Source organism: Muricauda sp. SCSIO 64092, from assembly GCF_023016285.1.
Classification (GTDB): Bacteria; Bacteroidota; Bacteroidia; order Flavobacteriales; family Flavobacteriaceae; genus Croceivirga.
On sequence record NZ_CP095413.1, the window covers coordinates 3,201,485 to 3,212,716 of the forward strand.

Sequence of the window (11,232 nt, forward strand, 5' to 3'; positions counted from 1 at the left end):
TTTTTTAACCTATTATGGTCAAATATTTTAAGCGGCTTTATTATGGTGTATCGTCTTTTTCCATCATTTTTGATGACAGTACGGTGCGAAAGCCCGAATGTTCCATGGAGGATCTTCGGTAGTGGCCATTCGCGACGATAACCTGTAACTTGCGCAGCAGGATTCACTGCACAAATACGACCCCCCTTTCGTTACCCGTTCACTTGCCAATGGATCGGGAGCATTGAACGCCTTTTCCGCACCTGTGGGATTCAATGTCAAGGCTCCACTCGATTTTAGTTGTTGATAATACTGTGTATTGTAAAAGTCGCTGGTCCATTCCCAAACGTTTACTGACATATCGTAAAGGCCAAAACCATTGGGCTTAAACGTACCCACTGGGGCACTTTTTTCAAAGCCATCTTCGATAGTGTTTGTTAGGGGGAAATCACCTTGCCAAGTATTTGCATATTTCTCCAAAGCATCAACAGTATTCCCCCAAAAATAAACCTTGTCCTTGGTGTTTGCCCGTGTGGCATACTCCCACTCGGCTTCGGTTAGCAGTCTTTTTCCGGCCCAATGGCAATAAGCGTGTGAACCTTCATAGGCAATGTGCACCATAGGATGGTTTTCCTTACCATTGATATTGCTGCTCGGTCCCATGTGTTGTTTCCAGTTTACGCCCGTAACCCATTCCCACCATTGGAAACAATCATGGGGATTGGATATGGCATCGATATTTTTCTTCAGCAACAAGGAGCCCGGTTGCAATAGTTCATTGCCTGGCAGCACCTGTTTTTTAAGCTCCTCACAGTCTACCTTCCGTTTCGTAACTGTAACGTAACCCGTTTCGCCCATAAATTCTGCAAATTCTTGGTTGGTGACCTCATGGATGTCCATGAAAAGGCCGTCAACGGCTACGGGATGGTTGGGTTTTTCGTGTTGCATGACCTGCCAATCATCTAGAACTGCGCCTTGGTCGTACATGTTCTTGGGAATCCAGACCATGCCGTCGGGGGGCTCTATGGAACTGAGTTGAGTGACCAATACCCCAAACAAAGGTTCCGTAACAGGTTTCGACTTATTTTCGAAATGGCCTCCATCCACTTTTTCGGTACAACCATGTACAAAAAATACTAGCGAAATGAAAAGCACGTCCCTTTTGAATAGAGGACGTTTTTTAAGTGGAGCGTTCCCATCAATCTCGTTGCTCGCCACTGTACTTACCATTGCAATGCTTTTGGTCCCGTATTTTGTCCGTATGCTATCAGGTTTCCGGTTACAATTTGAGTGCTGTGATTATCTATCTTTTTGTTTTTGATACGTTTCAATAAGGTCTTTGCTGCCAGTTGGCCTACCTTTTCAGCTCTAAGGTCCATGGCCGCGCATGCCCTTTCTTGAAGGCTATGAAGATTGCCAAAAGTGGTAATCTGTACCTTATTGGCCAAGGCACGGGGTAGTCTTGATAAAACCGAAGTAATAGCCCCGTAGCTCCAATAATCCAAACAAATATATCCATCATAATCTCCTTTTTTTGCAACTTTGGTGAGGTTTTGAAATGATAATTGTTCTTCGCCTATCATCAAGGAATTCGGCAATCGAGGCAATTCAAACCGATTCAGTGCTTCTTCAAAACCGTTGATTTTTGCTTGGGTATTGCTCCAGTCATTTCCTTTCCCAAGCAAGGCCAAATTCTTGCAGTAATGCCTTTTGTACAGATATTCCACGAGACCAAAAGATACCTTTGAAAAGTCGTTTAAGACCTGATCGCAATCTACGGTCGGGTTCGGCCTTCCAAAGAGTACCAAGGGCATACCTTCGTTAAGAGGGATGGACATGGATTTGTTGGATGCCTTGCTAAGGGTCTCATTGGCATTGCTAATGATCAGACCATCCACATAGCCACTGCTCATGGACCGAACTGCCTTCGCCTCTTTGGAGGCGGAATCGTTTGATACCGCCACCATCATGGCATAGCCTTCCGCCGCTAATAATTTCTCAATCCCAAAAAGCACTTCGGTATAAAAAGTGTCGGTTAAAGAGGGTAGTATAACACCGATAACCTTGGTCGAACCAGTCCTAAAGCTCGAAGCTAGTTTATTGTGATGGTAATTACGGGCTTTGGCCAGTTCCCTGACCCTTGTTTTGGTACCCTCGCTTATTTCATCACTGTCAGACAATGCTTTTGATACCGTTGAAATGGAAAGTCCCAACAGTACTGCTAGTTCCTTTAGGGTGGTTTTGCGTCCCATGTCAATTTTTCGTATTTCTTATTTTTTTCTCCCAAGCCCATGCGGAACCAACCATTTCCGATAAATTCCGTTTTGGTTTCCAATCTAATTTCTTATAGGCGAGTTCAGACGATGCAACCAATTGAGGAACATCACCATTCCTACGATGGGTTATTTCATAATTTAACTTTTGACCTGTCGTGGTTTCAAAAGCATGTATAACTTCCATTACGGAATACCCTACTCCAGATCCTAGATTAAAAACTTCCATTGGTTCTTCGTTTTCTTCTTTTAGAAGCCTTTCCATTGCACTCAAATGGGCCTCCGCCAAATCAACTACATGAATATAATCCCTAATAGGAATGCCGTCCCGTGTCGGATAATCATCTCCATAGACCCATAACTTTTCACGAATGCCGGTTGCGGTTTGCGTAATGTATGGCATAAGATTGTTTGGGACTCCGGAGGGAAGTTCCCCCAATTCCCCGGAATCATGCGCACCAATGGGGTTAAAGTACCTCAAGGAAGTAATGGAAACAGCACTTTCAGAGGCAACCAAATCTTCCATAATTTCTTCAGAAACCTTTTTTGAATTGCCATAAGGTGAAAAAGGCCTTTTTCTTAGGGCATCCTCTGTAATAGGTATGGAATCAGGTTCTCCAAATACGGTTGCAGAAGATGAAAAAATAAATTTGTCTATACCATTTTTCTTTGCACAAATAAGGGTGTTTGTCAGGGAACCTATATTATTGCTATAGTATTCAAGTGGCTTTTTGACGGATTCACCTACGGCTTTAAGTGCGGCGAAATGAATAATTGCCTTGGCATCTTGGTGCCTTTTAAAAACTGTTGCGCACTGTTCCATTTTGGCCAAATCAATGACCTCTAACTCTGGTTTTACTTTTGTAATTGTCCCAATTCTGGAAACCACGTTTTCAGAAGAGTTGGAAAGGTTATCGATTAAAATAACTTCATATCCCGCTTCAATGAGCGTTACGGCTGTATGTGAGCCAATGTACCCAGTACCGCCCGTTATGAGTACTTTTGTTTTCATTTTAGATTATTTTATACATCACATATTCGTATACCTTCTGCCAAAGCCACCATTTTATCTTCATAGGTAGGAATGAACTCCTGTGCCACAAAACCTGTATAACCTGTTTTTTGTATAGCCTCCATAATGGCCGTGTAATTCAATTCTTGCGAATCGTTGATTTCATTTCTACCGGGAACACCTCCTGTATGATAATGTGAGAAGTAATCATGGTAATTCTGTATCGTAGCAATGATATCACCTTCCATGATTTGCATATGGTAGATGTCATAAAGCAATTTAAAGTTTGGAGAGCCTATCTTATTGACCAGTTCAACCCCCCACAACGTGTGATCGCATTGATAATCTTTATGGTTCACCTTGCTGTTCAATAGTTCCATCGTCAAGGTCACGCCCAGCTTTTCTGCCAATTTAACCAATGGTTCCAATCCTTTAGCACAGTTGTCCCAACCTTCATCATCATTTATTCCCTTTCGGTCACCAGAAAATACGATTACTTGTTGGATCCCATTGTCAGCTGCTTTTTTGATAAGACCTTCATAATTGGAAATAAGGGAAGCATGGTTCCCCTTATCATTAAAACCACGTTTAATACTGGCAAAGAAGTCCGTGCCCATGCTACAAATAAGTCCATGCTTCTTTGCCACATGCCATTCGTCGGGTCTTAACAGGTCTATACCCTTAATGCCAATATCTTTGGCTTTCTCTGAAAATTCATCCAAAGGAATATCTGGATAGCACCATTTACACACGGCATGATTTATATTTTCTTTTAGTTTTTTGATTTCCATTTTTTTGCTAGTCTTGGTTTGGTCAATACTCCCTTTCATTACATCTCCCAAAACGATGGTACCGGAAGTTGCTATGATTTTCTTTATGGCCGAACGTCTTTCTTTTGATTCCATGTTCATATTATTTCATGTACCTTATAAAAAGCTTTTGATTAATTTCACAGCTTGTTCGGCAGTAATATCCCGTTGTGGTGAACCAAACATTTCATAGCCCACCATAAACTTTTTGACCGTTGCGCTCCTTAATAGGGGAGGGTAGAAGCTCATATGCCAGTGCCAATGCTCATTGTCCTCACTGTTCGTAGGGGCTTGATGAATACCACTTGAATACGGGAAGGAGCAATTAAAAATTTTGTCATAAGCCGCTGTAATGTTCTTTATAGCATCGGCAAAGTCCATTTCTTCCATTTCCGACAACAGAGCGATGTGCTGTTGGTGCTTTTTGGGTACGACCATGGTCTCAAACGGCCATACCGCCCAAAAGGGTACCAAAATCACAAAGCCGTCATTCTCATAAATAATGCGCTCATTCTTTTCAAGTTCTTGACCAAGGTAAGTCTGCAATAGGGACTCTTGGTTTTCCGCAAAAAAAATTCTTTGACTATGGTTTTTTTTGACGACTTCGTTGGGAAGGGTGGACTGACCCCATATTTGTCCGTGTGGATGTGGATTGCTACAACCCATGATTGCTCCTTTGTTCTCAAAGATTTGTACGTAATTGATAAAGTCGCGGCTACCCAACTCTTTATATTCCCTTTTCCAAGCCTTTACCACTTTTGTGATTTCGAAAACGGTCATCTGTGCCAGACTTTTGTTATGGTCAGGACTAAAACAGACCACACGACAAATGCCCCGTTCGCCCTCAGCCCATAGCAGGCCCTCCCTAACCGTTCCCAAATGGGCCTTTTCCTGGAGTGCCGCAAAATCGTTGTTGAAGATGAAAACATCTTGATAATCGGGATTGGTCATCCCATTGGCTCTTGTACTGCCCGCACATAGATAACAGTTGGGGTCATGACTCGGTAGCACATCGTTGATTACCTCCTCTTCTTGACCTTGCCATGGGCGCTTTGCCCTATGGGGAGACACCAAGACCCATTCTTGCGTTAGAATGTTATATCGTTTATGCGAATAGTCCTGTAACTGGGCATTCATTGCAGTTGTTTTGCTATGGTTCGATCAATGATATGGGTGCCATCCGATAAGGCTACATGGTACACGGAACAGTCCTTATTGAACTTTTTGGCATAGGCCGCGGAAACCGATTTTACAAAGGCTTCAACAGATGTTCTGGTAACCAAATTGATTGTGCAGCCCCCAAAGCCACCTCCCATCATCCTAGCCCCTATCACATTGGGATTTTCCTTGGCGCGATCGACCAGAAAATCAAGTTCTTCGCAGCTTACCTTATATTGTTTGGATAAGCCTTCATGCGATTGGTAAATGAGTTGGCCCAAAGTCTCCAAATCGTTGTTCTCGATGGCTTTTGCCGCCTGAATGGTTCTTCCTGTTTCTTGCACTATGTATAAGGCCTTTTGATAGTTTTCTTCCGAAACCTTATCTCTTATTTGTTCCAAATCGGCTCCCGAAGCATCTCGTAATGCAACTATTCCGAGAACCTTGGAAACCAGTTCACAAGCAGCGCGCCTGTCGTTGTAGGCACTGGTGGATAGACTGTGTTTTACGTTGGTGTTGATCAACACGAGTCGATGGTCTTTAAAATCTATATGATAGGGCTTTGCTTTTATGGTCCTGCAATCTAAGTGAAGCGCATGGTCCTTTATACCGAACATACTGGCGTACTGGTCCATAATTCCACATTTGACCCCTACATAGTTGTGTTCGGCCTTTTGGGAGATAAAAATCATTTCCTCTTTTGAAAAGCCCAATTGAAATAATTCGTTCAGACCAAGGGTCACGCTGTTCTCCAAGGCCGCGGAAGATGACATACCAGCGCCTTCAGGAATATTACCTTTCAGCACAATATTGAAATTGCCAAGAACTTTGCCCTGTTTTTGAATTTCGGCGACCACCCCCAGTACATAGTTTTCCCAGCTACCTTCTTTTGAGGGCTTTATTTTATCCAATTCAAAAACAATTGTACTGTCAAAGTCCAGGGCAATCGCGGTGCAGTAGGTTGTATCGCTTTTATGGATTGCCGCCACAACACCCATATCAACAGCTGCGGGAAAAACAAATCCATCATTGTAGTCGGTATGTTCGCCTATGATGTTTATTCTGCCTGGTGAAAAAATCAATAAAGGTTCTTTCTTGAATCTTTCTGCGAACGTTTCCTTCACATCATTTAACAGTGCTTTGATCATATGGGTTCAGGTATCTAAATTTTTGCGAACGATGTCAATGCTAAATCCAACTTCTCTTGTGTTTTCATTGTTTTGTTCATTCCATCTGCTATAAGGAGTTCCGAATTATGAGATTGTTGGGGTTTTCAATTTGAACTTGTTCTTTGTTCATGATCATTTTGGCCAAACGTTTTCCCATAGCATTAAAGTCTGTGGATATGGTGGTGATCCCACCTTCCACAATCTCTTTGAGCAGGGTATCGTTATACGAAATCACTCCAATATCCTTACCTAGCTCAAACTGTAATCCCTTGACTTTTTTGATCAAGGTCAACAGACTTTTGTCATCTGGCATAATATGGAGTTCACCTTTATTAAGGACTTGATATTTTAATTCATCGACAACCTCATATTTCAAGCCATATTCCCCACAAAACTTTAGAAATCCGTCCAGCATCCCTTTGGGCTGTTTCTTTTTGTCAAAGACCAAAATCAACTTGTCGTATTTTTCGATTCGATCTAAGGCCTTTGTCAAGTTGCCAAAAATGGCCTCATTAAAGTTTTGGTAGATGGACGGATATTGTGATAAATCATCATGCATTTGATCTAGAATGTAAACTCGATCAGCAGGCAAGTTTTTAATATCATATAGGGTATCCTCCAAGTTGGCGGGCATGATTACATAGTAATTGTAGTTCCCAATGTTATCATGGATGAGTTTGCTGAAAATGGATTTGTTGAAGTGATGGAAGAAAATGTCTACTTGACTGTTTCCGCCTAGGTTTTCTAAAAAGGAATTGTATAAGTCCTCTTTAAAGGCATTGAGTTCGTCAAAAAGCAGGAAAATCTTTTGGGCAACAGTAATGTTTTCACTCGCCACATAATATCCTTTTCCAACCACCGACTGAATAATACCCCGATTTTTCAAATCGTTAAACGCCATAAGAACGGTATCCCTAGATAGCTTGTGCTCTTTTTTCACCTCATTAATGGAGGGTATTTGATCACCTTTTTGTAAAACGCCTGAAACTATGGCCTCTTCAATGGAGGTGATGATCTGCCTATATTTTGGGATTCCTATTTTACTTTTAATCTCCATCATAACGATTGTAACAAATATACAAAAACCTACTGGACCCTACCAGTTGCTTTTTGATATTTTATTTTTATCTTTAGAATCTGAATTACATTAACCAAACCATCTGATTATGACTGCAGGATTTGATTTCTGGGACTATGTGGTATTTGTGGCCTATGCCATTCTAATTTTGGGAGTGGGTCTTTGGGTGTCAAGGGACAAAAAGGGACACCAGAAGAATGCCGAAGACTATTTTTTGGCCGGTAAATCTTTGCCTTGGTGGGCTATTGGCGCTTCGTTGATTGCGGCCAATATCTCTGCGGAACAGTTTATTGGTATGTCGGGTTCAGGATTTGCACTGGGTTTGGCTATTGCTTCCTACGAATGGATGGCTGCCCTGACCTTAATTATTGTTGGAAAGTATTTTCTTCCCATTTTCATAGAGAAGGGACTGTACACCATTCCCGAGTTTGTGGAAAAACGCTTTTCGACCAACCTAAAGACCATATTGGCCGTTTTTTGGTTGGCATTATATGTGTTTGTCAACCTTACTTCTGTACTGTATTTGGGGGGATTGGCCATTGAAACCATCATGGGCGTAGATATGATATATGCCATTATAGGTTTAGCATTATTCGCTGCGGCCTATTCCCTTTACGGTGGGTTATCGGCCGTAGCTTGGACCGATGTCATTCAGGTGATTTTCTTGGTACTGGGTGGATTGGTGACCACTTATTTGGCTTTAAACACAGTTTCTGGAGGAGAAGGGGTCATGGCTGGTTTTCATAAGGTCTGGGACACTGCTCCTGAAAAATTTCACATGGTTTTGGATAAGTTCAACGCAGATGGTAGTCCCAACAGCAACTATTTAGATTTGCCGGGTATTTGGGTATTGATTGGGGGGCTTTGGGTGGCCAATTTGTATTATTGGGGATTTAACCAATATATTATTCAAAGAACATTGGCTGCCAAATCCTTAAAGGAGTCACAAAAGGGCATTTTGTTGGCCGCTTTTTTAAAACTGTTGATTCCATTGATTGTGGTAGTGCCTGGTATAGCGGCCTATGTGATGGTAAATGACCCTGAGATTATGACCTCTTTAGGCGAAGTGGGACAAATGAACACCCCGTCTTTGGAACAAGCCGATAAGGCCTATCCATGGTTGTTGCAATTTTTACCTACTGGACTTAAAGGTATCGCTTTTGCTGCTTTGGCTGCTGCCATAGTTTCTTCATTGGCTTCTATGCTGAATTCCACTTCAACCATCTTTACAATGGATATCTACAAACAGTACTTTAGTAAAAATGCGAGTGATAAAAAGATTGTCAATGTGGGAAGGGTCACAGCAGCCATTGCTTTGATTATCGCTGTATTGGTTGCACCTTTATTGAACGGATTGGATCAGGCCTTCCAGTACATCCAAGAGTATACAGGTTTGGTGAGCCCTGGTATCTTGGCCGTGTTTCTCTTGGGATTATTCTATAAGAAAACGACTAACAAGGCTGCCATTTGGGGAGCTGTTCTTTCCATTCCTTTGGCCTTGTCGCTCAAAATCTTGCCAACAAGCATAACTTCCTTTGAGTGGCTGGCTCCTTGGATGCACCAGATGGGATTGACCACTTTGTTGACCATGGCCATCATTGTTTTGTTGAGCTATTTTGAGGCCAAGGGAGCTGATGACCCCAAAGGTATTCCATTGACCAGGGAATTTTTTAGAACAACCCCATTGTTCAACATTGGTTCATTTGTGATTATGATTCTGTTGGCTGTATTGTATGCCATGTTTTGGTAAATAGTTTACAGCTTAATCCAAAACTTGGTTTTCAAAAGAACTTGTAAAAAAAGAAGTTTTATCTTCTTATCAAGGACCCTACAAAGAAGTATTATCGTGTTATTCTAACCATATCATTAAAAGGGGTTATTACCAAGTGGTTGTCCTTTTTGATTTATAACAACTTATTTTAAGTTGACGAACTACAACCGAATTTCGGATTCCAACGTATCCCCAGCCTTCAATATATTGTTCAATTTCCACCGATAGCCAACATCTTTGTTTTGGTTACCCTTGGCATCTACTATTTTACCATTTATTTTCAATACGGCAAACCGCGCATTGACACCATCGAGTAGTTTTAGGTCAAGTTGGTTTAGAACCAATTTCCCATAGGTCAGTTGCAAGCCGTTGTGCTGTAAGCCGTCTTTATGTTTCTGGCTAAAACTGCCCCAACCTTCGGCCACCATAAAGGGAGCCCTAAAATCATCAGGGGACAATTTTGGATTAAGGGCCAAATGTCCTTTGGGGCCGTGGTAGTCGTATCTGCAAACAGCCAAGAAGACCGCATAACTGGCCATGGAGCGACTATAATGGTCGCTGCATTCAATTTCATTATAGAGATTTCGCTTGTTGGCCGTATAGCGATCGTGTACTGCCCTGGTTGTTGCCAGGCCCGTTTCCAAAAGACCCTCATATACCATATGCGCTGCCACTTGGTATTCAAAACCGTTCATGGCCTCGTCAAAATAGATTCCGGGTCCGCTCCATTCTTTGGGGAACTGTTCCCGATTTTCCATTCCCGGAACAGCCTTGTCATCGCCTCCATAGGGCCAAGTGCACATGATTGTTGCTGCTTCCCCTTGAGTGGCATAGATTCTTGGACCTTTGATTACCTTATGTCGCAATTGGTAATCGAAAGCATCCGGAGCTAAATTATATTTCCAAATGGACTCCAGTGTGGATATCGTCTCCTTTTGGGGTACCACACGTTCCGAAACTCCTATGGCATCTTGGCACGCTTGGCAAGGCTTGACCATGCCCTTTTCCAAATGGGACACCCTGGGCTGCACCTGACCGTTTTCGATGGGGATACCGTGCAGCCCTCCAATGTGGGAAGACAGGGCTATGTGCCACGGGACGTGGGTGAGAACAAGGCCATCTGTGCCGTGACCAAGATTAACATGAGCTTTGGATTGGAGTGAGAGGCCGTTCCAGAACAGATAGGGTCAAGCGACCCTAGATTACGGGCGAACATCGTCATTAGTTGTGTGGACGGTGCCGGGTTCCGGCTTGGGTTGGCAAAACGGTTGGAGCGGCCACTCGATGGCCTTAACCCCTATACCAAAAAGTTTTACTGGTTGGACTTGGGCAATGGCAAATACTTTGGGCAGTTCGTTCTTGGCAGTCTTTTTACCGAGGGCAATCGGGGGATGGAGGGTAGGGATATTCAACGATTGGATCACATTATAGATATGTTCCTCAATCTAATGGAGATGGAAAACGACAGGGAACAGGGGCAGGGGTGCAGTTATGCCGATAAGCTTCAAGAACAGTCGTTGTTCATCAACGATGCCCTGACCAGTTCGGCCTCACATTGCCTGTACGCTCTATTGGTCAACAAAAAGATAGACTATCACGGGGCTTTCGTCAACTTGGAGAGCGGAAGGACAAACCCTATTCCCGTACGATGCCCAATACCAACAAATAAAACCAACAAAAAAAAGTTGAACCCTAAAACAGAAACCTATGTTACCAATGGAAACCCTTTATGAAAAATTGCCTTTTTTGGGCTTCATCTTCTTTTTTGCCCTGACCCTGAAGGGATTGTTTCGATTGAAACGTTTTCTACGCCTCCCATGGCTATTGTTCCTTTTCTTACTTTTTGCTATTCCCTTTATCAAAGACCTGTTATGGCTGTTCGCTGCCATGGAACTGTCCATTTGGGGCTACCATCTGGCGAGCAAATGGCCGTGGCCCATCGTTTGAATGTTAATGGGAACATCGTCCCCTTAAAAACAGGAT

General features: G+C 42.7%; 12 protein-coding genes. 4 read left to right on the forward strand and 8 right to left on the reverse strand.

Annotation, left to right across the window (positions count from 1 at the left end; genetic code table 11):
* Positions 1–63: 63 nt before the first annotated feature.
* From L0P88_RS13430 to L0P88_RS13460, 7 genes are all read right to left on the reverse strand, one after another.
* The gene (locus tag L0P88_RS13430) at positions 64–1,209 is read right to left on the reverse strand and encodes a formylglycine-generating enzyme family protein (RefSeq protein WP_247130434.1); all 1,146 of its coding nucleotides are present in this window, start codon (positions 1,207–1,209) and stop codon (positions 64–66) included.
* The gene (locus L0P88_RS13435; RefSeq protein ID WP_247130435.1) at positions 1,203–2,231 is read right to left on the reverse strand and encodes a LacI family DNA-binding transcriptional regulator; all 1,029 of its coding nucleotides are present in this window, start codon (positions 2,229–2,231) and stop codon (positions 1,203–1,205) included. Before L0P88_RS13435 ends, L0P88_RS13430 begins: the two co-directional genes overlap by 7 nt.
* A gap of 1 nt (position 2,232) precedes the next feature.
* Complete coding sequence (gene galE / locus L0P88_RS13440) at positions 2,233–3,264, reverse strand: UDP-glucose 4-epimerase GalE (RefSeq protein ID WP_247130436.1); 1,032 nt, start codon at positions 3,262–3,264, stop codon at positions 2,233–2,235.
* Between the two features lie 11 nt (positions 3,265–3,275).
* Entirely contained in the window at positions 3,276–4,169 is an 894-nt protein-coding gene (locus L0P88_RS13445) for a hydroxypyruvate isomerase family protein (RefSeq protein ID WP_247130437.1), read from the reverse strand.
* A gap of 21 nt (positions 4,170–4,190) precedes the next feature.
* Positions 4,191–5,210 carry a UDP-glucose--hexose-1-phosphate uridylyltransferase gene (locus L0P88_RS13450; RefSeq protein WP_247130438.1) on the reverse strand — a complete coding sequence of 340 codons (1,020 nt, stop codon included), beginning with the start codon at positions 5,208–5,210 and terminating at the stop codon, positions 4,191–4,193.
* Positions 5,207–6,379: a galactokinase gene (gene galK, locus L0P88_RS13455; RefSeq protein WP_247130439.1), complete on the reverse strand. Its 1,173-nt coding sequence runs from the start codon at positions 6,377–6,379 to the stop codon at positions 5,207–5,209. Before galK ends, L0P88_RS13450 begins: the two co-directional genes overlap by 4 nt.
* An 88-nt stretch (positions 6,380–6,467) precedes the next feature.
* The gene (locus tag L0P88_RS13460) at positions 6,468–7,460 is read right to left on the reverse strand and encodes a GntR family transcriptional regulator (RefSeq protein ID WP_313791559.1); all 993 of its coding nucleotides are present in this window, start codon (positions 7,458–7,460) and stop codon (positions 6,468–6,470) included.
* Between the two features lie 106 nt (positions 7,461–7,566).
* On the opposite strand from L0P88_RS13460, the gene L0P88_RS13465 reads away from it, so the two are divergent.
* Positions 7,567–9,228, forward strand: coding sequence for a sodium/sugar symporter (locus L0P88_RS13465; RefSeq protein WP_247130440.1), 1,662 nt, complete (start codon positions 7,567–7,569; stop codon positions 9,226–9,228).
* Positions 9,229–9,410: 182 nt separating this feature from the next.
* Here L0P88_RS13465 and L0P88_RS13470 read toward each other — a convergent pair whose 3' ends face one another.
* Complete coding sequence (locus tag L0P88_RS13470) at positions 9,411–10,247, reverse strand: glycoside hydrolase family 116 protein (RefSeq protein ID WP_247130441.1); 837 nt, start codon at positions 10,245–10,247, stop codon at positions 9,411–9,413.
* 12 nt (positions 10,248–10,259) lie between these two features.
* Here L0P88_RS13470 and L0P88_RS13475 point away from each other — a divergent pair, with 12 nt between their 5' ends.
* The 3 genes from L0P88_RS13475 to L0P88_RS13485 all read left to right on the forward strand — a co-directional run bounded on the left by L0P88_RS13475 (position 10,260) and on the right by L0P88_RS13485 (position 11,196).
* Positions 10,260–10,412 carry a ThiF family adenylyltransferase gene (locus L0P88_RS13475; protein WP_247130442.1) on the forward strand — a complete coding sequence of 51 codons (153 nt, stop codon included), beginning with the start codon at positions 10,260–10,262 and terminating at the stop codon, positions 10,410–10,412.
* Between the two features lie 105 nt (positions 10,413–10,517).
* Positions 10,518–10,982 carry a hypothetical protein gene (locus L0P88_RS13480; RefSeq protein WP_247130443.1) on the forward strand — a complete coding sequence of 155 codons (465 nt, stop codon included), beginning with the start codon at positions 10,518–10,520 and terminating at the stop codon, positions 10,980–10,982.
* On the forward strand, positions 10,957–11,196 hold the full coding sequence (locus tag L0P88_RS13485) for a hypothetical protein (protein ID WP_247130444.1): 240 nt from the start codon (positions 10,957–10,959) through the stop codon (positions 11,194–11,196). The genes L0P88_RS13480 and L0P88_RS13485 overlap by 26 nt, the downstream gene beginning before the upstream one ends.
* Positions 11,197–11,232 lie beyond the last annotated feature (36 nt).